This window comes from Pseudomonas sp. S3_C06 (assembly GCF_054667675.1).
The window spans coordinates 3,342,382-3,366,314 of record NZ_CP162747.1 but is presented as its reverse complement, the minus strand read 5'-3'; the positions used below and the strand labels follow the sequence as shown (position 1 = coordinate 3,366,314).

Genomic DNA, 23,933 nt, shown 5'->3' with positions numbered 1-23,933 from the left:
CTGGGGGGCTTGGTGGGTATGGTGTGTGGGGTGGTTGATCAGAAATTGTGCAATCCGTTTCAGAGATGTAATGACTTTCATGACGCCTTCGCGAGCAGGCTCGCTCCCACATTTGGAATGCATTCCACCTGTGGGAGCGAGCCTGCTCGCGAAGCTTTTGCTTTAGCCCTGAACAGGGACGCCTTTGAGGTAAGGCGCAGGCTCGGCGCCAAGGTTGTTCAGCAGACGCTCGCTGTACCAATCAACGAAGTTGACCACGCCGAACTCGTAGGTCTTCGAGTAAGGCCCAGGCTGATACGCCGTCGAATTGATCCCGCGCTGGTTCTCTTCCGCCAGTCGGCGATCCTGATCGTTGGTCGCATCCCACACCTGACGCATGCGATCAACATCGTAATCGACGCCCTCAACCGCATCCTTGTGCACGATCCACTTGGTGGTGACCATGGTTTCCTGGGCGCTGATCGGCCACACGGTGAAGACGATGATGTGGTCGCCCATGCAGTGGTTCCAAGAGTGCGGCAGGTGCAGGATGCGCATCGAGCCGAGGTCCGGGTTCTTGATCCGCCCCATCAGTTTCGCGCAGCCCTGTTTGCCGTCGAGGGTCATCGACACGGTGCCTTTGAGCAGCGGCATGCGCACGATGCGGTTACGCAGGCCGAAACTGGCGTGGGCGTAAGGAATCTTCTCGGCTTCCCAGGCAGCGGCGGACGCAGCAACGTGATCCTTGAACGCTTGATCGGCGCGCGGGTCGGTGACGTCGTCCCATTCCAGCAGGGTTTTCAGCAGTTCCGGGTGCGACGCGTTGCAGTGGTAGCACTCGCGGTTGTTTTCCAGCACCAGTTTCCAGTTGGCCTTTTCGAACAAGGTGGTTTGAATCGCCACCTTGGTGTTCTCCATGTCGTACGGTTCCATGTAATGGTTCAGTGTCGACAGGAAGTCATCGATGGCCGGCGGGTTCTCCGCCAGACTGATAAAGATGTAGCCGCCGGCGGTCTTCACGTTCACTGGTTTGAGGCCGTATTGCTTCATGTCGAAGTCGGCGCCCATCTCGGTGCCGGCGAACAGCAGGCGACCGTCCAGTTCATAGGTCCACTGGTGGTAGTGGCAGACCAATTTGGCGACCTTGCCTTTTTCACTGGTGCACAAACGCGAGCCACGGTGACGGCAGACGTTGTGGAACGCATGCACGACGCCCTCGGCGCCACGGATGACGATGATCGGATTCTTGCCGATCTGCAGGGTCAGGTAATTGCCCTTGGCCGGAATTTCGCAGGTCATGCCGGCGATCAACCACTCCTTCTGGAAAATCTCCTGCATGTCGATATCGAAGAGCCGCTCATCGCTATAGAACGGTTGCGGCAGCGAAAAGGTGCGCTCGCGCTCTTGCAGCATTTGTGCGGTGGCCTTGCGTGCGGGTTCCAGCGGATCGCCCAGGCTGATTTTTGCGGTGACGTCCATCGATGTGATCCTCATGGCCATCTGCGTGGCCGGCGAAAAGTGGCTGATCAGGTGTGCTGCTAACGGTTGCTACGCAAGGTGTAAAGAAGCTGTCTTGGTGTTGGGGCGAGTGTGGGCCCGGCGCAGGGCGCAACCTTATCCATGGGCGACATGGTGCAATCTGTTCCCGACGCGCAACCCCCGGTGGTTGGGGGCTGGTCGCGATAAGTATGCCGATGTCGCGGATAGGTAAACGGGCGGTTCGCGCTATACGCAGAATCGCCGACATGAGGCCGACAGTCGGCCGTGGAGAACAGCATGTCCAACAGCTTCCTGAATCCGGTCACCACCCAGACCTGGGCCAATGGCCGACACATCGTCCGTTGCGTCAAAGTCATCCAGGAAACCTGGGACGTGCGCACCTTCTGCTTTATGGCTGATCAGCCGATCCTGTTCTTCTTCAAGCCCGGGCAATTCGTGACCCTGGAGCTGGAAATCGAAGGCCAGCCGATCATGCGTTCGTACACGATCTCCAGCTCGCCGTCGGTGCCGTACAGCTTTTCGGTGACGATCAAACGCGTGCCGGGTGGCAAGGTTTCCAACTGGTTGCACGATACCTTGCATGAAGGGCAGGAGCTGGCGGTGCACGGGCCGGTCGGGCTGTTCAATGCCATCGACTTCCCCAGCCCGAAAGTGCTGTACCTGAGCGGTGGCGTCGGCATCACGCCGTGCATGTCGATGGCGCGCTGGTTTTACGATACCAACGCCAACGTCGACATGACCTTTATCCACAGCGCGCGCTCGCCGAAAGACATCATTTACCACCGCGAGCTGGAGCACATGGCGTCGCGGATCGACAACTTCAGCCTGCACCTGATTTGTGAGAAGCATGGCTTGGGCGAACCATGGGCCGGTTATCGCGGCTATCTCAACCACAAGATGCTCGAATTGATGGTGCCCGACTTCCTCGAGCGCGAAGTGTTCTGCTGCGGGCCGACGCCGTACATGAATGCGGTCAAGCGTTTGCTGGAAGTGGCCGGTTACGACATGTCGCGTTATCACGAGGAATCCTTTGGCGCCACGCCACCGGAAGCCCGCGCCGATGCGGTGGAACAGGCCGAGCAGGCTGCGGATGCGCCGGAAATCGATGCGGCGGATCTGCATCAGGTCGAATTCACCTCGTCCGGCAAGAGCATTCGTGTGGCACCGGGTGAGACGGTGCATGCGGCGGCGGCCAAGCTGGGCTTGATGATTCCGAAAGCTTGCGGGATGGGGATTTGTGGGACGTGCAAGGTGTTGAAGCTGGGCGGCGAGGTGGAGATGGAACACAACGGCGGGATTACCGAGGATGACGAGGCGGAAGGGTTTATCTTGTCGTGCTGCAGCGTGCCGAAGGGGGATGTGCGAATCGATTTCTGAGTGGGGCGGGTTTTTGCGTACGGCTTGCCCCTCACCCCAGCCCTCTCCCAGAGGGAGAGGGGGCCGACCGAGTTGTCCAGGGTTGTACATCGACCTGAACGACCTTATCGATTATGGATTCGGCAAAGCAGTTTCAGGTCGGCGTACTCCTTGAGCATCCCCCAATCAGTCCCTTCTCTCTTTTGGAGAGGGACTGACCGAGTTGTTTTCACGAGGTACACCGACTTGATATATCGAGTCGACTATGGATTCGGCAAAGCAGTTTCAGGTCGGCGTGATTCTCAAATATCCCCCAATCAGTCCCCTCTCCCTCTGGGAGAGGGGCTTTTCAGTCAACAAACAAATCCGGCATCAACGCCGCGTCGCTTTCTCGATCAAAGCGATATTGATCGAACTCAGTCACGCCGCTCTCCCGCAAAATCTCCTCATCAATCAACAACCGCCCGGTAATCTGCCGTCCACTACTATCCAGAATCACATGCGCCGCATCCGCCATGATCGCTGGCGTTCGCGCCTGCTTGAACGACTCCCGATTCCCTAGCTGAAACTCGATCGCCGCCGTGGCAATCATCGTCTGCGGCCACAGCGAGTTGACGCTGATCCCATAACTGGCAAATTCCTCGCTCATCCCCAGCGTCAGCATGCTCATGCCGTACTTGGTCACGGTGTACGGACTGAGCTGCGCAAACCACTTGTTCGCCAGATTCAGCGGCGGCGACAGGTTGAGAATGTGCCCGGCGGATTTCTTCAGATAGGGCAGGGCGGCCTGGCTGCACAGCAGCACCGCGCGGGTGTTGATCTGGTGCATCAGGTCGAAACGCTTGAGTTCGATGTGTTGCACGCCCGTGAGCTTGATCGCCCCGGCGTTGTTCACCAGTGCATCGATGCCGCCGAAGTGCTCGTTGGCCTGGGCCAGTGCCCGGCGCACCGCGTCTTCATCACGCACATCCAACTGCATTGCCAGAGCCTTGCCGCCCGCCGCTTCGACTTCGGCGGCGACGCTGTGGATGGTCCCGGGCAATTTGGCGTGGGGTTCGGCGCTCTTCGCCGCAATGACGATATTGGCGCCGTCCCTCGCAGCACGCAGCGCGATCTCACGGCCAATGCCACGGCTGGCGCCGGTGATGAACAGGGTTTTGCCTTGTAACAACATGCCGATGCTCCTGCTTATTGTTATCTGAGCGGAGGGCTCGACAGACAATGTAGACCAAGTCTTCGCGGGCGAAGTTGATCGTTCCCACGCTCTGCGTGGGAATGCAGCCCGGGACGCTCTGCGTCCCATTTCAATACCAGCACTGAACCTCGATCAGCCCCGGCATTCCCGCGTAATCCCTGGCGCTCGAATAACGCCAATGCTCCGGCAAATCCACATATCCGCGTTTCACCGGGTTGTTGTGAATGTATTCAAGCTTCTGGCGCATCACCGATTCGCTATAAACCATTTCTGCGTGAGAACCTTCCTGCCATAACTGGTAAACCCGATCCTGCTTGTGCGCACGTTTGCTAAAGCGCAGCCGTTGCAGGGTTTTGTCAGCGCCTTTGCTTTGCAAGTCATCAATAATCTGTCGAGCAGTGAATGATTTGAACTGGCTGAGGCATTTACTCAGGTCGGGCGCCTGAGCGACGAAGTGAAGATGGTTTTCCAGAATCACGTAGCCGTACAGCTTCAAGTCATGGTGGGTCTGTTGATAACGCCAGCAGTTGAGCAGGTGGTCGACGATGTAGGGACGGATGAACAGCGGTAACCATTCCATGATCGTGCAAGTCAGGAAATGCGGTTTGTCGGTTTCGGTAAAGGTGTAGCGGCTGCGGCCCATGGGATTCTTCCTTGAATCTTGCGGTGCATTGGAGATGGAACGCGGAGCGTCCCGGGATGCGTTACCACGCGGAGCGTGGGAACGATCAGGGTGAGGCGGGTGGGATGATTGCGCTAGAAGAGAAGTCTGGTATTACGGTGGGAAAAGTCATCTTCGGCCGAAGATCGTTCCCACGCTCTGCGTGGGAATGCAGCCATTGACGCTCTGCGTCATAGCGGTGTTTAGCGTCTGGGGGATGGAACGCGGAGCGTCCCGGGAGGCATTCCCACGCGGAGCGTGGGAACGATCAGTGCACTGGCCTCAGGTCAGGCGGACATGACTTCGCGGATGTCGCGGGCCAGTTCGCGGACGCGTTCTTCTTCGGTGTCCCACGAGCACATGAAGCGTGCGCCGCCCTTGCCGATGAAGGTGTAGAAGCGCCAGTTCTTCGCAGTCAACGCGGCGATGGCCGGTTCGGATAATTGCAGGAACACGCCGTTGGCCTGTACCGGGAACATCAGTTCGACGCCGGGAATGTCGCTGACCAGTTCAGCGAGCAATTGTGCGCAGTGATTGGCGTGGCGGGCGTATTTGAGCCAGGCGTCGTTTTCGAGGATGCCGACCCACGGTGCTGACAGAAAGCGCATTTTCGACGCCAACTGACCGGCCTGTTTGCAGCGGTAGTCGAAGTCTTCCGCCAGTTTGTGGTTGAAGAACAGGATCGCTTCACCCACGGCCATGCCGTTCTTGGTGCCGCCGAAACACAGCACATCGACACCAGCCTTCCAGGTCAGATCCGCTGGCGAGCAGCCGAGGAAGGCGCAGGCGTTGGAGAAGCGCGCGCCGTCCATATGCAGGTGCAGGCCCAGTTCCTTGCAAGTGGCGCTGATGGCGCGGACTTCTTCCGGGGTGTAGACGCTGCCGACTTCGGTGGCTTGGGTCAGGGTGACCACGCGCGGTTTCGGGTAGTGGATGTCTTGACGCTTGAGCGCGACTTCGCGGATCGACTGCGGGGTGATCTTGCCGTTTTCAGTGCCGGCGATCAGCAGTTTCGAGCCGTTGGAGAAGAATTCCGGGGCGCCGCATTCGTCGGTTTCGACGTGGGCGGTTTCCGAGCAGATCACGCTGTGGTAACTCTGGCACAGCGACGACAGGGCCAGCGAGTTGGCGGCGGTGCCGTTGAAGGCGAAGAACACTTCGCAGTCGGTTTCGAACAACTGGCGGAAATGGTCGGACGCGCGCGCGGTCCATTCATCGTCGCCATACGCGCGTTGGTGGCCGTGGTTGGCCTGTTCCATTGCAGCCCAGGCTTCAGGGCAGATACCGGAATAGTTGTCGCTGGCGAATTGTTGGCTCTTGTCGGTCATGGCCGGCTTCCGTGGTCGAGACTCTTGTGAAGGCTCGTGGTCAATGATGGTGCGCACTTTACCGAAGATCTTCCGGGGAGCACACGGGATGTCGCTGGCAGAACATTACATGGACGCAGGCCGATTATGCACCTGACTAAACGCGACGGCGCGCTGGATCTGCTCAAGTGGCTGGCGCTGTTGAGCATGTTGTTCGATCACCTGCGATATGTCGGGTTCTCCGCCGATTGGCTGTACGTGCCGGGGCGGTTGGCGTTTCCGTGGTTTTGTCTGGCGATGGCGGCGAATCTGGCGCGCGATGGATTGCGGAGGATGGAATGGCGCTACTTGGGCTGGTTGTTATTGTTCAGTGCCGTGAGCGAGATTCCCTATCGGCTGTACATTCCCGACCCCGATACGCTGAACGTGATGCCGACGCTGGCGCTGGGCTTGTTGGTGGCGCGGGGGTGGCAGGATCCCTCGATCATGGCGCGATTGTTGGGTGTCGCCGCGCTGGCGCTGGCCGCTGTGTTCCCGGAACAACTGATGTTCGGGTTCTTCGGAGTATTGCTGCCGCTGGCGATGCTGCTGGTGTTTCGCCGCCCGTGGTATTTCAGCTTGTTGCCGGGTTTGATATGCCTCGCAGCGAATCAGTGGCAAGTGCTTTACGACTCGGCAAGGTTCGGTAGCAGCGTCGCCATTCTTGGTATTGCCACCTGTCTGTTTGCGCCAATGCTGGGGATGTTCCTGTTGCGACATGCGCGACATCTCCAGCCACCGGCGATGCGCCGCTGGGCCTACGCCCTCTATCCCGCGCATTTCCTCCTGCTACTCGCCGTCCGCCAATTGATCGCATAACCCCTGTAGGAGTGAGCCTGCTCGCGAAGAGGCCGGCACATCCAACATAGAAGCTGGCTGACCGACCGCTTTCGCGAGCAGGCTCGCTCCCACAGGGGATCTCCACGGATTCGAGGGATGCGTTCGACCAGCCATTTCGAGCCATGTCGTAAACGCACCTTTGCGTGGCGCGCGCAGGCATTTGAGCTGTCTGCGCCGGTCATACCATCGGCATCAAAGGGCACTGCCTTCATTGCCAGTGCCTTACCGAGACGAATGGCGCACAGATGCCGCTGGGAGAGACGCGATGTTCAGCAAGCAAGACCAGATCCAGGGTTACGACGATGCACTGCTGGCGGCGATGAATGCCGAGGAGCAACGTCAGGAAGATCACATCGAGCTGATCGCGTCGGAGAACTACACCAGCAAACGCGTGATGGAAGCGCAAGGCAGCGGCCTGACCAACAAGTACGCCGAAGGCTATCCGGGCAAGCGCTACTACGGTGGCTGCGAGCACGTCGATAAAGTCGAAGCGCTGGCCATCGAACGCGCCAAGCAGCTGTTCGGCGCCGATTACGCCAACGTCCAGCCGCACTCCGGTTCTTCGGCCAACAGCGCCGTGTACCTGGCGTTGATCCAGCCGGGCGACACCATCCTCGGCATGAGCCTGGCTCACGGCGGTCACCTGACCCACGGCGCCAAAGTGTCGTCCTCGGGCAAGCTCTACAACGCTGTGCAGTACGGCATCAACACCGACACCGGGCTGATCGATTACGACGAAGTCGAACGTCTCGCCGTCGAATCCAAGCCGAAAATGATCGTCGCCGGTTTCTCCGCTTACTCGAAGACGCTGGACTTCCCGCGCTTCCGTCAGATCGCAGACAAAGTCGGCGCGCTGCTGTTCGTCGACATGGCCCACGTTGCCGGTCTGGTTGCCGCCGGTCTGTACCCGAACCCGCTGCCGTACGCCGACGTGGTCACCACCACCACCCACAAAACCCTGCGCGGTCCACGTGGCGGCTTGATCCTGGCCAAGTCCAACGAAGAGATCGAGAAGAAGCTCAACGCCGCGGTATTCCCGGGTGCCCAGGGCGGCCCGCTGATGCACGTCATCGCTGGTAAAGCCGTGTGCTTCAAGGAGGCGCTGGAGCCTGGCTTCAAGGCCTATCAGCAACAAGTGATCGACAACGCTCAGGCGATGGCCAGCGTGTTTATCAAACGTGGCTACGATGTAGTGTCCGGCGGCACCGACAACCATTTGTTCCTGGTCAGCCTGATCCGTCAGGGTCTGACTGGCAAAGATGCCGACGCCGCCCTTGGTCGCGCGCACATCACCGTTAACAAGAACGCCGTGCCAAATGACCCGCAATCGCCGTTCGTGACCTCGGGTCTGCGCATCGGCACCCCGGCTGTCACTACTCGCGGTTTCAAGGTGACCCAGTGCGAAGTGTTGGCTGGCTGGATCTGCGACATCCTCGACAACCTCGGCGATGCCGATGTCGAGGCCAATGTTGCCCAGCAAGTGTCGGCCCTGTGCGCAGACTTCCCGGTTTATCGCTGAGTGTTCTGGAGTAACTGACTATGCAACGCTATTCGGGCTTCGGCCTCTTCAAACACTCCCTCAGCCACCACGAAAACTGGCAGCGCATGTGGCGCACGCCAACGCCGAAGAAGGTCTACGACGTGGTCATCGTCGGCGGCGGCGGGCACGGTCTGGCGACGGCTTACTACTTGGCCAAAGAACACGGCATCACCAACGTCGCCGTGGTCGAGAAGGGCTGGCTGGGCGGCGGTAACACCGCGCGCAACACCACCATCGTGCGGTCCAACTACCTGTGGGACGAGTCGGCGCACCTGTACGAACACGCGATGAAATTGTGGGAAGGCCTGTCGCAGGATCTCAACTACAACGTGATGTTCTCCCAGCGTGGCGTCTACAACCTGTGCCACACCCTGCAGGACATCCGTGATTCCGAGCGTCGGGTCAGCGCCAACCGCCTCAACGGCGTCGATGGTGAACTGCTCAACGCCAAGCAAGTCGCTGACGAGATTCCGTACCTCGACTGCTCGAAAAACACCCGCTACCCAGTAATGGGCGCAACCGTTCAGCGTCGCGGCGGCGTCGCCCGTCACGATGCCGTGGCCTGGGGCTTTGCCCGTGCCGCCGACGCCCTCGGTGTCGACTTGATCCAGCAGACCGAAGTCATCGGTTTCCGTAAGGAAAACGGCGTGTGCATCGGTGTTGAAACCAACAAGGGTTTCATCGGCGCCAAGCGCGTCGGCGTGGTCACGGCCGGTAACTCCGGGCACATGGCCAAACTCGCCGGTTTCCGTCTGCCGATCGAATCGCACCCGCTGCAAGCGCTGGTGTCCGAGCCGATCAAGCCGATTATCGACAGCGTGATCATGTCCAACGCCGTGCACGGTTACATCAGCCAGTCCGACAAGGGTGACCTGGTGATCGGCGCCGGTATCGACGGCTACAACGGCTACGGCCAGCGCGGTTCGTATCCGGTGATCGAGCACACCATTCAGGCCATCGTCGAGATGTTCCCGGTGCTGTCGCGGGTACGCATGAACCGTCAGTGGGGCGGCATCGTCGACACCACGCCGGACGCTTGCCCGATCATTTCGAAAACCCCGGTGCCGAACATGTTCTTCAACTGCGGTTGGGGCACCGGTGGCTTCAAGGCAACGCCTGGCTCGGGCAACGTGTTTGCCGCGAGTCTGGCCAAGGGTGAAATGCACCCATTGGCTGCACCTTTCTCCATCGACCGTTTCCACAACGGTGCGTTGATCGATGAACACGGCGCTGCTGCGGTTGCCCACTAACAGGAGAAATCCCCATGTTGCATATCTTCTGTCCTCACTGCGGCGAACTGCGCTCCGAAGAGGAATTCCACGCATCCGGTCAGGCGCACATTCCGCGCCCGCTCGACCCTGGCGCCTGCACTGACGAGGAGTGGGGCGACTACATGTTTTTCCGCGACAACCCGCGCGGTCTGCACCACGAGTTGTGGGATCACGTCGCCGGTTGCCGTCAGTACTTCAACGTCACCCGCGACACCGTGACCTACGAGATTCTCGAAACCTACAAGATCGGCACCAAGCCGCAATTCACCGACAAGGCTGATTCGGCGAAAACAGCCACGACGGCGCTGGGAGAGAAGGTATGAGCCAGACCAATCGCCTGTCCAACGGTGGACGGATCGACCGCAACAAAGTGCTGAGCTTCACCTTCAACGGCCAGAGCTACAAAGGCTTCGAGGGTGACTCGCTGGCCGCCGCGCTGATCGCCAACGGCGTCGACATCATCGGCCGCAGCTTCAAGTATTCGCGTCCTCGCGGCATCTTCGCCGCCGGTGCCGAAGAGCCGAACGCGGTGCTGCAGATCGGTGCGACCGAAGCCACCCAGATTCCCAACGTGCGCGCTACGCAACAGGCGTTGTATCAAGGTCTGGTCGCGACCAGCACCAACGGCTGGCCGAGCGTCAACAACGACATGATGGGCATTCTCGGCAAGGTCGGCGGCAAGCTGATGCCGCCGGGTTTCTACTACAAAACCTTCATGTACCCGCAATCGTTCTGGATGACCTACGAGAAGTACATTCGCAAGGCTGCCGGTCTGGGCCGTTCGCCGACCGAAGTCGATCCGGACACCTACGACTACATGAACCAGCATTGCGACGTGCTGATCGTCGGCGCTGGCCCGGCCGGTCTCGCCGCTGCCCTGGCCGCTGCGCGCAGCGGTGCCCGAGTGATTCTGGCCGATGAGCAGGAAGAGTTCGGCGGCAGCCTGCTCGATTCTCGTGAAAGCCTCGACGGCAAACCGGCGATGGACTGGGTCGCCAGCGTCATCACTGAACTGAAGAACACCCCGGACGTGCTGCTGTTGCCGCGCGCCACGGTCAACGGTTACCACGACCACAACTTCCTGACCATTCACGAGCGCCTCACCGATCACCTCGGTGACCGCGCGCCAATTGGCCAGGTGCGCCAGCGCATTCACCGTGTTCGCGCCAAGCGTGTCGTGCTGGCGACCGGTGCTTGCGAGCGTCCGCTGGTTTACGGCAACAACGACGTGCCGGGCAACATGCTCGCTGGTGCGGTGTCGACTTACGTGCGTCGCTACGGCGTAGCACCGGGCAAGAAACTCGTGCTGTCGACCAACAACGATCACGCCTACCGCGTTGCTCTGGATTGGCTCGACGCCAGTCTGCAAGTGGTGGCTATCGCCGATGCGCGCAGCAATCCGCGTGGTGCTCTGGTGGAAGAAGCCCGCGCCAAAGGTATTCGTATCCTCACTGGCAGTGCCGTGATCGAAGCCCGTGGCAGCAAGCGCGTGACCGCTGCCCGCGTTGCCGCGATTGATGTCAAAGCTCATTCGGTGACCAGCCCGGGCGAATGGCTCGACTGCGATGTGGTTGCCAGTTCCGGCGGTTATAGCCCGGTCGTTCACCTGGCTTCGCACCTCGGTGGCAAGCCGACCTGGCGTGAAGACATCCTTGGTTTCGTACCGGGCGAAGCACCGCAGAAACGCGTGTGCGTCGGCGGCATCAATGGCGTCTACGGTCTCGGCGATTCGCTGGCTGACGGTTTTGAAGGTGGCGTGCGCGCTGCCGCTGAAGCCGGTTTTCAGACCGTCGAAGGCGTGCTGCCGAAAGCCCTGAGCCGTCACGAAGAACCAACACTGGCGCTGTTCCAGGTGCCGCATGAAAAGAACACCGCACGGGCGCCGAAGCAATTCGTCGACCTGCAAAACGATGTGACCGCTGCGGCGATCGAACTGGCGACCCGCGAAGGTTTCGAGTCGGTCGAGCACGTCAAACGCTACACCGCGCTGGGCTTCGGCACCGATCAGGGCAAGCTCGGCAACGTCAACGGTCTGGCCATCGCGGCCCGTTCGCTGAACGTGACCATCCCGCAGATGGGCACCACGATGTTCCGCCCGAACTACACGCCGGTGACCTTCGGCGCCGTGGCCGGTCGTCACTGTGGGCACATCTTTGAGCCGGTGCGTCATACCGCGCTGCATGCCTGGCATGTGAAAAACGGTGCGGAATTTGAAGACGTCGGTCAGTGGAAGCGCCCTTGGTACTTCCCGAAAAACGGTGAAGACCTGCATACCGCTGTGAAGCGCGAATGCAAAGCCGTACGCGACAGCGTTGGTCTGCTCGACGCCTCGACCCTCGGCAAAATCGACATTCAAGGCCCGGATGCCCGCGAGTTCCTCAACCGCGTGTACACCAACGCCTGGACCAAGCTCGACGTGGGCAAGGCTCGCTACGGTTTGATGTGCAAAGAAGACGGCATGGTCTTCGACGACGGTGTGACGGCGTGTCTGGCCGACAACCATTTCGTCATGACCACCACCACCGGCGGCGCGGCTCGCGTGCTGCAATGGCTGGAGCTGTACCACCAGACCGAATGGCCGGACATGAAGGTCTACTTCACTTCCGTGACTGACCACTGGGCGACCATGACCCTGTCCGGGCCGAACAGCCGCAAGCTGCTCAGCGCCGTGACCGACATTGATCTGAGCAACGAAGCGTTCCCATTCATGACCTGGAAAGAAGGTCTGGTCGGCGACGTGCCGGCGCGGGTGTTCCGCATCTCGTTCACCGGTGAGCTGTCGTACGAAGTCAACGTGCAGGCCGACTACGCGATGGGCGTGCTGGAGAAAATCGTCGAGGCCGGCAAGCAGTACAACCTGACCCCGTACGGCACCGAAACCATGCACGTACTGCGCGCGGAGAAGGGCTTCATCATTGTCGGTCAGGACACTGACGGCTCGATGACCCCGGACGACTTGAACATGGGCTGGTGTGTGGGTCGCACCAAACCGTTCTCATGGATCGGCCAACGCGGCATGAACCGTGAAGACTGCGTGAAGGATCAGCGTAAACAGCTGGTCGGTCTGAGGCCGATCGATCCGAACGTCTGGCTGCCGGAGGGCGCACAACTGGTGTTCAACACCAAGCAGGCGATTCCGATGACCATGGTCGGCCACGTGACCTCCAGCTACGCGCACAACTCCCTCGGTTATTCGTTTGCCATGGGTGTGGTCAAGGGCGGTCTGAAGCGCCTCGGTGAGCGGGTGTTTGCACCGCTGGCCGACGGCAGCGTGATCGAGGCGGAAATCGTTTCTTCGGTGTTCTTCGATCCGAAGGGGGATCGCCAGAACATCTGACGGCCTCAAGAACTGTGGGCGGGCGGCTATTCGCGAGCAGGCTCGCTCCCACATTCGACCGCGTTCCCCTGTGGGAGCGAGCCTGCTCGCGAAAGCGGCAGATCAGCCACCGCAGGAACCAACAGAATTCAGGAAGGTGCTTTATGACCACAGCCAATGTTTACCAACAACGCCCGACCACCGGCGCCAAGGCCGAGTCGTCGCTGCACCATGCCGACCTCGCCAGCCTGGTCGGCAAGGGCCGCAAGAACGCCGGCGTGATCGTGCGGGAAAAGAAACTCCTCGGTCACCTGACCATCCGTGGCGATGGCCACGATGCCGCGTTCGCTGCCGGTGTGCACAAAGCCCTGGGCATCGAATTGCCCGGCGCTCTGAGCGTCATCGTCAAAGGCGAGACCAGCCTGCAATGGATGGGCCCGGATGAGTGGCTGCTGATCGTGCCAAGCGGTGAAGAATTCGCTGCCGAACAGAAACTGCGCGAAGCGCTGGGTGATCTGCACATCGCGATCGTCAACGTCAGCGGCGGCCAGCAATTGCTCGAACTGAGCGGGCCGAACGTGCGTCAGGTGCTGATGAAATCCACCAGCTACGACGTGCATCCGAATAATTTCCCGGTGGGTAAAGCGGTGGGCACGGTGTTCGCCAAGTCGCAGCTGATGATTCGCCATACCGCTGAAGACACTTGGGAACTGCTGATTCGTCGTAGCTTTTCGGATTACTGGTGGTTGTGGTTGCAGGATGCTTCGGCTGAGTACGGGTTGAGCGTTCAGGCCTGAAAGATCAAGAGCTACCCCCTCACCCCAGCCCTCTCCCCCAGGGGGGAGAGGGGGAAAGGGAGCAGATTTGTGGAGTTTTCGAGCCTGAGTTCGCCGCGATATTTCAGGTCGGCGTAGCTCGAGAGAACACCTCGGTCAGTCCCCTCTCCCTCTGGGAGAGGGCCAGGGTGAGGGAAAACCTGACACCCCGCACGAGAACAGGAGTCACCGCACCATGAGCCGCGCCCCAGACACATGGATTCTGACCGCCGACTGCCCCAGCGTCCTCGGCACCGTGGACGCGGTCACGCGTTTTCTGTTCGAGCAGGGCTGCTACGTCACCGAGCACCATTCGTTCGATGACCGCCTCTCCGGGCGTTTCTTCATTCGCGTGGAATTCCGTCAGCCCGACGGTTTCGACGAGCAATCCTTCCGCGCCGGCTTAGCCGAACGCGGGCAGGCGTTCGGCATGATCTTCGAGCTGACCGCGCCGAACTACCGGCCAAAAGTGGTGATCATGGTCTCCAAGGCCGATCACTGCCTCAACGATTTGCTCTACCGCCAGCGCATTGGCCAGTTGTCGATGGACGTTGCTGCCGTCGTCTCCAATCACCCGGATCTGAAACCGCTGGCCGACTGGCACCAGATTCCCTACTACCATTTCCCCCTCGACCCCAACGACAAGCCGTCGCAGGAGCGGCAGGTGTGGCAGGTGATCGAAGAGTCCGGCGCCGAACTGGTGATCCTCGCCCGCTACATGCAAGTGCTGTCGCCGGAGCTGTGCCGCAAGCTCGATGGCAAGGCGATCAACATTCATCACTCGTTGCTGCCGGGCTTCAAGGGCGCCAAGCCGTATCACCAGGCTTACAACAAAGGCGTGAAACTGGTGGGCGCGACGGCGCATTACATCAATAACGACCTCGACGAAGGGCCGATCATTGCTCAAGGCGTCGAGGCGGTGGATCACAGTCATTACCCTGAGGATCTAATTGCCAAGGGGCGCGATATCGAAGGCCTGACGTTGGCGCGGGCGGTTGGGTATCACATTGAGCGGAGGGTGTTTCTCAACGCCAATCGCACGGTCGTTCTCTAGTTCGCTAAAAGATCGCAGCCTTCGGCAGCTCCTACAGGGGGATGCGATTCATGTAGGAGCTGCCGAAGGCTGCGATCTTTTGATTTACCGAGCATTCAACGCGCTGCCTGCCTGGGCAACGCGGTTCCATAAAAACAACAGCGAGGTGAAAGCATGTCTGGCAATCGTGGTGTGGTGTATCTCGGCGCTGGCAAGGTCGAAGTACAGAAAATCGACTATCCGAAAATGCAGGACCCGCGCGGTCGCAAGATCGAGCACGGGGTCATTCTCAAAGTGGTTTCCACCAATATCTGCGGCTCCGACCAGCACATGGTGCGTGGCCGTACCACGGCGCAGACCGGTCTGGTGCTGGGTCACGAAATCACTGGTGAGGTGATCGAAAAAGGCTCCGACGTCGAGAACCTGAAAATCGGTGATCTGGTCTCCGTACCGTTCAACGTCGCGTGCGGGCGCTGCCGTTCCTGCAAAGAGCAACACACCGGCGTCTGCCTGACCGTCAACCCGGCCCGTGCCGGTGGCGCTTACGGCTACGTCGACATGGGCGACTGGACCGGTGGCCAAGCCGAATACGTGCTGGTGCCGTACGCCGACTTCAACCTGCTGAAACTGCCGGACCGCGACAAGGCCATGGAGAAAATCCGCGACCTGACCTGCCTCTCCGACATCCTCCCGACCGGCTACCACGGCGCCGTCACTGCCGGCGTTGGTCCGGGCAGCACCGTTTACATTGCGGGCGCCGGCCCGGTCGGTCTGGCCGCCGCTGCCTCTGCGCGTTTGCTCGGTGCGGCGGTGGTGATCGTCGGCGACGTCAACACCATCCGCTTGGCTCACGCCAAATCCCAGGGTTTTGAAATCGTCGACCTGTCCAAGGACACCCCGCTGCACGAACAGATCGCCGCACTGCTCGGCGAGCCGGAAGTGGATTGCGCGGTGGACTGCGTCGGCTTCGAAGCACGCGGCCACGGCCACGACGGCGTGAAAGCCGAGGCTCCGGCCACCGTGCTCAACTCACTGATGGGCGTGGTGCGTGTCGCCGGCAAGATCGGTATCCCCGGCCTGTACGTCACCGAAGATCCGGGTGCCGTGGATGCCGCCGCGAAAATGGGCAGCCTGAGCATTCGCTTCGGTCTGGGCTGGGCCAAGTCGCACAGCTTCCACACCGGCCAGACGCCAGTGATGAAGTACAACCGCCAGCTGATGCAGGCGATCATGTGGGATCGCATCAACATCGCCGAAGTGGTGGGCGTGCAAGTGATCAGCCTCGATCAGGCACCGGAAGGCTATGGCGAGTTCGATGCGGGCGTGCCGAAGAAGTTTGTGATTGATCCGCATAAGTTGTTTAGTGCGGCGTAAGGTTCAAGCGCAATACAAAACGGCGACCTGAGGGTCGCCGTTTTTTGTTGCAAGCCCAGGTCAAAAGCGACCCTCACCCCAGCCCTCTCCCGGAGGGAGAGGGGGCCGACCGAGGGATGCTCACAATTTACGCCGACCTGAAAATACCGCTGTGAATCCATAATCGACTCGGTGTGGCAGGTCGATGTATGGTGCCAGACACCTCGGTCAGTCCCCTCTCCCTCTGGGAGAGGGTTAGGGTGAGGGGCTTTGCTTTACAGGCCCGCCAACGCCCCTTGGTACAACACCGGCCCAGTCGGCTGCCCGGTCGGCGAACCACCTTTCGGCTCAAGACTTACCGCCAGCGCAATCGGCTTACCGATCAAGACTTTCTGCGCCTCGTTCAACTCAACCTTGCCTTTGCCCCCCGCCGGAATAACGCCGAGAGAAATCGGTTTTCCGTCAGCCGGAATCGCCCACAGTTCCAGGCTGCGATCCGCATCAACCGCCGCCAGCGTCAGCGGCTCGACTTGCAGATAATCCGCATGCGCTTCGACCTTCAGCGCCGGTTGCGCATCGGCGGTCAGCAGGGTGGCGCGGTAGCGGGCGTCGTCGCGGTTGTACAGCGAGCCGAGGAACACCAGCACCACGATCGAACACAGCACAGCGCTAACCCGTAGCCAGTTCCAGAACGGCCGCTTCTCGGGCACATGCAGCACTTGCGGTTCGATCCGCGCGGTAATGCCATGCCAGACGCGATCGGGCACCGGATGCTCCGGCAGAGATTCGGTGAGCCTCACCAGCGATTCCTGCCATTGCGCCAGTTCAGCCCTTAATGCTGCGTCATCCAGCAACAACTGCTCAAACCGCCGACGCGTAGCCGATGACATCAAGCCAATCGCATAATCGGCGGCGAGGGCGCGGCGCAGGGCAGGGGGCTGGTAGTTCATGATTCAAGGCACCGACGCAGGCGTTCCATGCCACGACGGATCCAGGATTTCACCGTTCCCAGCGGCGTGGCCAGGTGTTCGGCGAGTTCCGTGCACGACAATCCCTGAAAGTAGGCCACCGTAATCGACTGGCGCTGCATGCCGTCGAGGGTTTCAAGGCAGCGGTTCAACATCTGAGCCTCGCGGGCGCTGTTCAACTGATCATGTGCCGAAGGGCTTTCGTCCAGCAGCGCATCTTGTTCGAGATCCGTCAGCGGTCGGTCGCGGTGTTTGCGCAATTGATCGATAGCCTGATTGCGCGTGATGTTGATCATCCACGTCAACGGCGCCGACAGGTGCGCTTCGTAGCGCGAGGCGTTGTTCCAGATGCGCACGAAGGCTTCCTGCAGCACTTCTTCGGCCAGATCGGCGCGGCCCATGAAGCGCAGCGCGACGCCATGCAGGCGCGGGCCGACGCTGCGATAGAGCGTTTCGAAGGCGCGACGATCACCCAGTGAACACTGGGCCAACAACTGTCGCAGCTGATCGGTGTCGGCGATGGAAATGACGACTCTCCAGGCAAAGGTCGGGCGACGAGGGCTGGGCTCGGACTGTTCACAGGCTAGTTCAGCGACAGCGGTTGTGCCATTCATCGCGAGGGTGTCCGGGATTTCACGTTTTATATACGCAGGCCGGATGAAAATGGATGCGCCGCGCCGGAACATGCCGGCGGATACCCGGTCAAACCGGCAGTTTCACTGCCCGTTCAGCGGGTGGTTTTCACAGCGCAAGAGGATGTCTGAATGAAGATTTCACGCGGTTTTGCCTTGGCATCGCTCCTGACCCTGGCGGCCGGGCCGGTGTTTGCCGGTTTCAGTCTGAACGATGTCGCTGGTGCGGTTTCGGGGATGCAGGGCGGTGACAAGGCGGCCGCTGCGGCGCCGACCTCGGAAACCGCCGGTTTGCTCAGTGCCCTCAGTGCGCTGGATGTCACTCCGGAGCAAGCCGTTGGCGGTACTAGCGCGATGCTCGGGCTGGCCAAGAATCAGTTGAGCAGTACCGATTATTCGCAGTTGGCCAAGGAAGTGCCGGGCATCGACAAGTTGTCAGGCGGCAGTGGCAATCTGGCGGCGTTGGGGGCTTTGCTCGGTTCGTCCGGCAAGTCCGCCGGGCTTGAGAATGCGCTGGGCAACGTCAAGGACACCAATGACCTGAACAATGCCTTCAGCGCATTGGGCATGGACAGCGGCATGATCGGCCAGTTTGCCCCTGTGCTGTTGCAATACCTCGGTCAGCAGGGCGTCGGCGGTTCGCTGCTGAGCAGCCTGGGCAGTATCTGGGGCGCCGGCACCGGTAGCTGATTCAGCCGCGCTCGCCGCGCAGTTCGGCGATGCGCTGATCCTTCTCGTTCCAGAGCTGGTTGACCCAGCTCTGGACCTTCTCGCGAAACGCCGGATCATTCTCGTAATCACCCTGCCACAGCGCCGGGTCGAGTTCGCGGGTCTTGATGTCGATGATCACGCGCGGCACGTTGCCGCTGATCAGATCCCAGAAACCCGGAATGTTCGCCTGTGGATAAACCACGGTGACGTCGAGAATCGCATCCAGTTGTTCACCCATCGCCGCCAAGACAAACGCCACGCCGCCGGCCTTGGGCTTGAGCAAGTGGCTGAACGGTGATTGCTGCTGCGCGCTTTTCGCGGCGGTGTAGCGTGTGCCTTCCAGATAATTGACCACGGTCACCGGCTGACGCTTGAACAGCTCGCAGGCCGCTTTGGTGATCTCCAGATCCTTGCCCGCCAGCTCCGGGTGCTTCGCCAGAAAGGCCTTGGTGTAGCGCTTCATGAACGGGTAATCCAGCGCCCACCACGCCAGCCCCAGAAACGGTACCCAGATCAGCTCTTTCTTGAGGAAGAATTTGAAGAACGGCGTGCGCCGGTTGAGGGTCTGGATCAGCGCCGGAATATCCACCCACGACTGGTGGTTGCTGACCACCAGATACGAGGTGTCGCCGCGCAAGTCTTCGCCACCGCGAATGTCCCATTGGGTGGGGATACACAGGCGGAAAATCAGTTTGTCGATCTCGGCCCAGGTCTCGGCGATCCACATCACCGTCCCCGACGCGTAATCGCGCCAGCGGCCTGGTGCGATCAGTTTGAGCAGGGCAAAGACCAGCAACGGCCCGATCAGGATCAGGGTGTTGAGCAACAGCAGCAGGGTGACGAAACAGCCGGTGAGCAGGCGGCGCATAAGCAACTCTTTGCAAACGGATGGGCGCGCCATGATAAGCAGCTTCGCGCGGCAGGCCAAATCGGTGGTGACGAATGTTTCACTTTCGTCGCGTTAACCTGATCGTTCCCACGCTCTGCGTGGTAACGCCGCCCGGGACGCTCCGCGTCCCTGTGACGCAGAGCGTCACTGGATGCATGCCCACGCAGAGCGTGGGAACGATCAAGCGCGCAACGGTCTAAAATCCCGTTGCCCAACCTCTCAAGGAAGCCCCTTACGTGAAATCCCTCCTTGCACTGTTTGCCCTCGTCGCTCTGCCGGTCATGGCCGCCGAGCCGACCCTGTACGGGCGTTACGAATACATTGCGCTGCCGGAAATCGGCGGCGAAGTGCTCAAGGCCAAGATGGACACCGGCGCACTGACCGCCTCGCTGTCGGCCAAGGACATCGAAACCTTCACCCGCGATGGCGACGAATGGGTGCGTTTCCGCCTCGGCACCAAAGACGCCAGCAACAAGGTCTACGAACACAAGGTCGCGCGGATCAGCAAGATCAAGAGCCGCTCGGACGAAGAGGACGAGGGTGAAAGCACCGAAGTCGCCAAACGCCCGGTGGTCGATCTGGAGCTGTGCCTGGGTAACGTCAAGCGTACCGTTGAGGTCAACCTGACCGACCGCAGCAACTTCAATTACCCGTTGCTGATCGGTGCCAAAGCCTTGCGCGAATTCGGCGCAGCGGTGAACCCGGCGCGACGCTTCACGGCCGACAAGCCGGACTGCTGAGCCAAGTGGTCTCATTGACGTAACGTCGGGCTTGGGGCACCGTTCGCGCACTTAACCTACGGGCTCGGACGCCATGCCTCATATCCTGATTGTCGAAGACGAAGCGGCGATTGCCGACACGCTGATTTTTGCCTTGCAGGGCGAAGGCTTCACCACCACGTGGCTGAGCCTCGGCGCGGCGGCGCTGGAGCATCAGCGGCAGGCCCCGGCCGATCTGATCATCCTCGACATCGGCCTGCCGGATATCAGCGGTTTCGAGACCTGCAAGCAACTGCGGCGCTTCAGCGAGGTGCCGGTGCTGTTCCTCAGCGCCCGCGATGCCGAGATTGATCGCGTGGTGGGTCTGGAAATTGGTGCCGACGATTATGTGGTCAAGCCGTTCAGCCCGCGTGAAGTCGCGGCGCGAGTGAAGGCAATCCTTAAACGCATGGCGCCGCGTCCTGCGATTGAAGCCACTTCAGCGCTATTTAGAATCGATCCGGAGCGGATTCAAATCATTTATCGCGGCCAGACGTTGACCCTGACCCGCCACGAATTCCGCCTGCTGCAATGCCTGCTCGAACAACCCGAGCGGGTGTTCAGTCGTGAGCAATTGCTTGATGCGCTAGGCGTAGCGGCCGACGCCGGCTACGAGCGCAGCATCGACAGTCATATCAAAAGCGTGCGCGCCAAGTTGCGTCTGGTGCGCGCCGACGCCGAGCCGATCCAGACCCATCGCGGCCTCGGTTACAGCTACAGCCCGGGGCACAGCTGATGTCACTGGGGCTGCGGATCTTTCTGGTGTATGTGCTGTTTGTCGGCCTGACCGGCTATTTTGTGCTCAACACGGTGATGGAAGAAATCCGTCCCGGCGTGCGCCAGTCCACCGAAGAAACCCTGGTCGACACCGCCAACCTGATGGCGGAAATCCTGCGGGACGATTTCAAGGCCGGCACCCTCAGCGAGAACCGCTGGCCCGAGTTGCTGCGCGCCTATGGCGAGCGTCAGCCGCAAGCGAGCATTTGGGGCTTACCGAAAAATCAGGTCAACCACCGCATTTACGTCACCGACGCCAAAGGCATCGTTGTGCTCGATTCCAGTGGCGTCGCGGTCGGTCAGGATTATTCGCGCTGGAACGACGTCTACCTGACCCTTCGCGGCGAATACGGTGCGCGTTCGAGCCGCAGCGACCCGGACGACGCGAGCTCGTCGGTGATGCACGTCGGCGCGCCGATCCGCGACAACGGGCAGATCATCGGCGTGGTCACCGTGGCCAAACCCAACAGCTCATTGCAGCCTTATGTGGATCGTACCGAACGGCGCCTGCTGTTTTACGGCGCGGGTTTGATCGGACTCGGTCTGCTCTTTGGTGCCTTGCTGTCGTGGTGGCTGAGCCGCGCACTGCACCGTTTGACCGGTTATGCACAAGCGGTGAGCGAAGGGCGGCGGGTGGAAGTGCCGCACTATCGCGGCGGTGAGCTGGAGCAACTGGCCACAGCGGTTGAGCAGATGCGCACACAACTGGAGGGCAAGGCGTACGTTGAGCGCTACGTGCATACGTTGACCCATGAACTGAAAAGTCCGCTGGCGGCGATTCGTGGCGCGGCGGAGTTGCTGCAAGGTGAAATGCCGCCGGTTCAACGTCTGCGCTTTGTCGGCAACATCGACAGCGAAAGTGCGCGGATGCAGCAGTTGATCGAACGGTTGTTGAATCTGGCACAAGTGGAACAACGTCAGGGCCTTGAAGAGCGGGTCGCTGTGCCGTTGGCGGCGCTGGTTGATCAATTGCTGCAGGGGCAGGCGGCGCGGATTGAAGGAAAGCAGTTGCGCATCGAACAGGCGATTGCGGCTGATCTTCTGTTGATCGGCGAGCCGTTTCTGCTGCGTCAGGCGTTGGGTAATCTGCTGGAGAATGCGCTGGATTTCACCCCGGTTGAGGGGCTGCTGCGGTTCAGTGCCGAGCGTCGGGATGAGCAGATTGAACTGCGTCTGTTCAATGAAACCGCCCCGATTCCCGATTACGCCTTGCCGCGTTTGACCGAGCGCTTCTACTCATTACCGCGACCGGACAGTGGGCGGAAAAGCACGGGGCTGGGGCTTAACTTCGTTGAAGAGGTGGTCAAGTTGCATGGTGGGTCGATGCAGATTCGTAATGTCGAAAGTGGTGTTGAGGTGACATTGCGCTTGCCTTGATTCCGTCAAAAGATCGCAGCCTTCGGCAGCTCCTACATAGGGTGCGTACACCTGTAGGAGCTGCCGAAGGCTGCGATCTTTTGATTTTTCCACACAATCTCCACATTCCCCCCACAAAACCCCCACACCCGATCACCAGACTCCCCCCATCCAAACAGGGAGAGTCCCATGAACAAGAATCTGACCATCAAGCTCGGCGCCATCGCCGTGCTGATCCTGCTGTTGCTGATACCTTTATTGATGATCGATGGCGTCATCGACGACCGCCAACAGTTGCGCGACGGCGTGCTCGAAGACATCGCCCGCAGTTCCAGCTACAGCCAGCAACTGAGCGGGCCGGTGATGGTGGTGCCGTATCGCAAAGTGATTCACAACTGGAAAACCAACGACAAAACCAACCAACGCTACGACGAACCGAGCGAAGAGCGCGGGCGTTTGTACTTCCTGCCGGAGCGTTTCGAACTCGACGGCCAGGTGCAAACCGAGCTGCGTGCGCGCGGCATTTATGAGGCGCGGCTGTTCCACGCCGATAACCGTGTCAACGGCCATTTCTCGTTGCCGGCGCAGTTGGGCATCAAAGAAGACTTTAGCGACTACCAGTTCGATGCACCGTTTCTCGCGGTCGGTATCAGCGACATTCGCGGCATCGAAAATGCGCTGAAGCTGGAACTCGACGGCCAGCGTCTGGACTTCGTGCCGGGGACTCAAGTGGGCTGGCTCGGCGAGGGTGTACGAGTGACGCTGCCGCTGCTCGACACCAGCAAAACCACGGAACTGAGCTTCGGTTTTGACCTGCGTCTGCAAGGCACCGGTTCATTGCAGGTGTTGCCAGTGGGCAAGAGCAGCAGCGTCAGCCTCACTGCGAATTGGCCGCATCCAAGTTTCATCGGTAATTTCCTGCCGGCCAAGCGTGAGATCAACGATCAGGGTTTCAGCGCCGATTGGCAGACCACGTTCTTCTCCACCAACCTGCAAGACGCCATGAGCCGTTGCGTCAGCAGCAATGATTGCGAGGCATTCAACGGCCGCAGCTTTGGCGTGAGCTTCATCGATCCGGTAGATCAATATTTGAAGAGTGACCGGGCGATCAAATACGCGTTGCTGTTCATCGTCCTGACGTTCGCCGGTTTCTTCCTGTTCGAAGTGCTCAAGAGTCTGGCCGTGCACCCGGTGCAATACGCGCTAGTCGGTGTGGCGCTGGCGTTCTTTTATCTGTTGTTGCTGTCGCTGTCGGAGCACATTGGTTTCGCCCCGGCGTATCTGTTGTCGGCCAGCGGTTGCGTGTTGTTGATCGGGTTTTATGTCTGTCACGTGCTACGCAGTGTGCGTCACGGCTTGAGTTTTTCGGCGGGGCTGGCGGCGTTGTATGGCCTGCTCTATGGCTTGCTGAGCGCCGAGGATTACGCGTTGTTGATGGGCTCGTTGTTGCTGTTCGGTCTGCTCGGTGTGTTCATGGTGCTGACGCGCAAACTGGATTGGTACGGGATCGGGCAGAAACCGGCGAAGCCGTTGGAGTTTGATGTGGGGGCGATGCAATGAGCCGGTCGCTGGGATTGCGTGAGGATCAGTGCTGGAAGGATGAGTTGGTGACGCGGATTATCGGATATTTGCCTGTG

General features: G+C 60.3%; 21 protein-coding genes. 14 read left to right on the top strand and 7 right to left on the bottom strand.

Translation table 11 applies throughout. The features are described from left to right. Window positions 1–162: 162 nt before the first annotated feature. Window positions 163–1,458, bottom strand: coding sequence for a glycine-betaine demethylase subunit GbcA (gene gbcA, locus AB4N44_RS14935; protein ID WP_127930050.1), 1,296 nt, complete (start codon window positions 1,456–1,458; stop codon window positions 163–165). 297 nt (window positions 1,459–1,755) lie between these two features. Between gbcA and gbcB the strand changes: the two genes are divergently transcribed. Continuing rightward, on the top strand, window positions 1,756–2,856 hold the full coding sequence (gene gbcB / locus AB4N44_RS14930; RefSeq protein WP_007911227.1) for a glycine-betaine demethylase subunit GbcB: 1,101 nt from the start codon (window positions 1,756–1,758) through the stop codon (window positions 2,854–2,856). A 328-nt stretch (window positions 2,857–3,184) separates the two neighbouring features. Here gbcB and AB4N44_RS14925 read toward each other — a convergent pair whose 3' ends face one another. From AB4N44_RS14925 to AB4N44_RS14915, 3 genes are all read right to left on the bottom strand, one after another. Further along, window positions 3,185–4,009 (bottom strand): SDR family oxidoreductase, encoded by an 825-nt coding sequence (locus AB4N44_RS14925; RefSeq protein WP_460108594.1) that lies wholly within the window; start codon window positions 4,007–4,009, stop codon window positions 3,185–3,187. 130 nt (window positions 4,010–4,139) lie between these two features. Beyond that, the gene (locus tag AB4N44_RS14920) at window positions 4,140–4,673 is read right to left on the bottom strand and encodes an REP-associated tyrosine transposase (protein WP_150749703.1); all 534 of its coding nucleotides are present in this window, start codon (window positions 4,671–4,673) and stop codon (window positions 4,140–4,142) included. Window positions 4,674–4,978: 305 nt separating this feature from the next. Next, complete coding sequence (locus AB4N44_RS14915; RefSeq protein ID WP_038363178.1) at window positions 4,979–6,019, bottom strand: threonine aldolase family protein; 1,041 nt, start codon at window positions 6,017–6,019, stop codon at window positions 4,979–4,981. Window positions 6,020–6,145: 126 nt separating this feature from the next. Between AB4N44_RS14915 and AB4N44_RS14910 the strand changes: the two genes are divergently transcribed. The 8 genes from AB4N44_RS14910 (at window position 6,146) to fdhA (ending at window position 16,226) form a co-directional block, all read left to right on the top strand. Continuing rightward, window positions 6,146–6,856, top strand: a complete 711-nt coding sequence (locus AB4N44_RS14910; protein ID WP_460108596.1) for a TraX family protein — start codon at window positions 6,146–6,148, stop codon at window positions 6,854–6,856. A 286-nt stretch (window positions 6,857–7,142) separates the two neighbouring features. Beyond that, on the top strand, window positions 7,143–8,396 hold the full coding sequence (locus AB4N44_RS14905) for a serine hydroxymethyltransferase (RefSeq protein WP_008086924.1): 1,254 nt from the start codon (window positions 7,143–7,145) through the stop codon (window positions 8,394–8,396). Between the two features lie 20 nt (window positions 8,397–8,416). Then, window positions 8,417–9,667, top strand: a complete 1,251-nt coding sequence (locus tag AB4N44_RS14900) for a sarcosine oxidase subunit beta (protein WP_003206307.1) — start codon at window positions 8,417–8,419, stop codon at window positions 9,665–9,667. Between the two features lie 14 nt (window positions 9,668–9,681). Then, a complete protein-coding gene (locus AB4N44_RS14895; RefSeq protein WP_007913119.1) occupies window positions 9,682–10,011 on the top strand; it encodes a sarcosine oxidase subunit delta in 330 nt (109 codons plus the stop codon). After that, window positions 10,008–13,025 (top strand): sarcosine oxidase subunit alpha, encoded by a 3,018-nt coding sequence (locus tag AB4N44_RS14890; protein ID WP_460108598.1) that lies wholly within the window; start codon window positions 10,008–10,010, stop codon window positions 13,023–13,025. Before AB4N44_RS14895 ends, AB4N44_RS14890 begins: the two co-directional genes overlap by 4 nt. Window positions 13,026–13,168: 143 nt before the next feature. Beyond that, a complete protein-coding gene (locus AB4N44_RS14885; protein ID WP_038363195.1) occupies window positions 13,169–13,801 on the top strand; it encodes a sarcosine oxidase subunit gamma in 633 nt (210 codons plus the stop codon). A gap of 214 nt (window positions 13,802–14,015) precedes the next feature. Then, entirely contained in the window at window positions 14,016–14,873 is an 858-nt protein-coding gene (gene purU, locus AB4N44_RS14880; RefSeq protein WP_008086918.1) for a formyltetrahydrofolate deformylase, read from the top strand. Between the two features lie 153 nt (window positions 14,874–15,026). Continuing rightward, window positions 15,027–16,226, top strand: coding sequence for a formaldehyde dehydrogenase, glutathione-independent (gene fdhA / locus AB4N44_RS14875; RefSeq protein ID WP_034155015.1), 1,200 nt, complete (start codon window positions 15,027–15,029; stop codon window positions 16,224–16,226). A gap of 254 nt (window positions 16,227–16,480) precedes the next feature. Here fdhA and AB4N44_RS14870 read toward each other — a convergent pair whose 3' ends face one another. Together AB4N44_RS14870 and AB4N44_RS14865 are read right to left on the bottom strand one after the other, a co-directional pair. Then, entirely contained in the window at window positions 16,481–17,155 is a 675-nt protein-coding gene (locus AB4N44_RS14870; RefSeq protein WP_127930045.1) for an anti-sigma factor, read from the bottom strand. Then, the gene (locus AB4N44_RS14865; protein ID WP_150749701.1) at window positions 17,152–17,787 is read right to left on the bottom strand and encodes a sigma-70 family RNA polymerase sigma factor; all 636 of its coding nucleotides are present in this window, start codon (window positions 17,785–17,787) and stop codon (window positions 17,152–17,154) included. Before AB4N44_RS14865 ends, AB4N44_RS14870 begins: the two co-directional genes overlap by 4 nt. 150 nt (window positions 17,788–17,937) lie before the next feature. On the opposite strand from AB4N44_RS14865, the gene AB4N44_RS14860 reads away from it, so the two are divergent. Continuing rightward, the gene (locus tag AB4N44_RS14860) at window positions 17,938–18,495 is read left to right on the top strand and encodes a DUF2780 domain-containing protein (protein WP_095112740.1); all 558 of its coding nucleotides are present in this window, start codon (window positions 17,938–17,940) and stop codon (window positions 18,493–18,495) included. A 1-nt stretch (window position 18,496) separates the two neighbouring features. On the opposite strand, the gene AB4N44_RS14855 is transcribed toward AB4N44_RS14860, so the two are convergent. Further along, window positions 18,497–19,384, bottom strand: coding sequence for an acyltransferase (locus AB4N44_RS14855; RefSeq protein WP_150749700.1), 888 nt, complete (start codon window positions 19,382–19,384; stop codon window positions 18,497–18,499). 257 nt (window positions 19,385–19,641) lie between these two features. Here AB4N44_RS14855 and rloA2 point away from each other — a divergent pair, with 257 nt between their 5' ends. From rloA2 to creD, 4 genes are all read left to right on the top strand, one after another. Continuing rightward, complete coding sequence (gene rloA2, locus AB4N44_RS14850) at window positions 19,642–20,145, top strand: retropepsin-like aspartic peptidase RloA2 (RefSeq protein WP_007909997.1); 504 nt, start codon at window positions 19,642–19,644, stop codon at window positions 20,143–20,145. 73 nt (window positions 20,146–20,218) lie between these two features. Next, on the top strand, window positions 20,219–20,899 hold the full coding sequence (gene creB / locus AB4N44_RS14845; protein ID WP_150749699.1) for a two-component system response regulator CreB: 681 nt from the start codon (window positions 20,219–20,221) through the stop codon (window positions 20,897–20,899). Then, complete coding sequence (creC, locus tag AB4N44_RS14840; protein WP_150749698.1) at window positions 20,899–22,317, top strand: two-component system sensor histidine kinase CreC; 1,419 nt, start codon at window positions 20,899–20,901, stop codon at window positions 22,315–22,317. Before creB ends, creC begins: the two co-directional genes overlap by 1 nt. 168 nt (window positions 22,318–22,485) lie before the next feature. Continuing rightward, a complete protein-coding gene (gene creD / locus AB4N44_RS14835; protein WP_316917222.1) occupies window positions 22,486–23,856 on the top strand; it encodes a cell envelope integrity protein CreD in 1,371 nt (456 codons plus the stop codon). The last annotated feature ends 77 nt before the right edge of the window (window positions 23,857–23,933 follow it).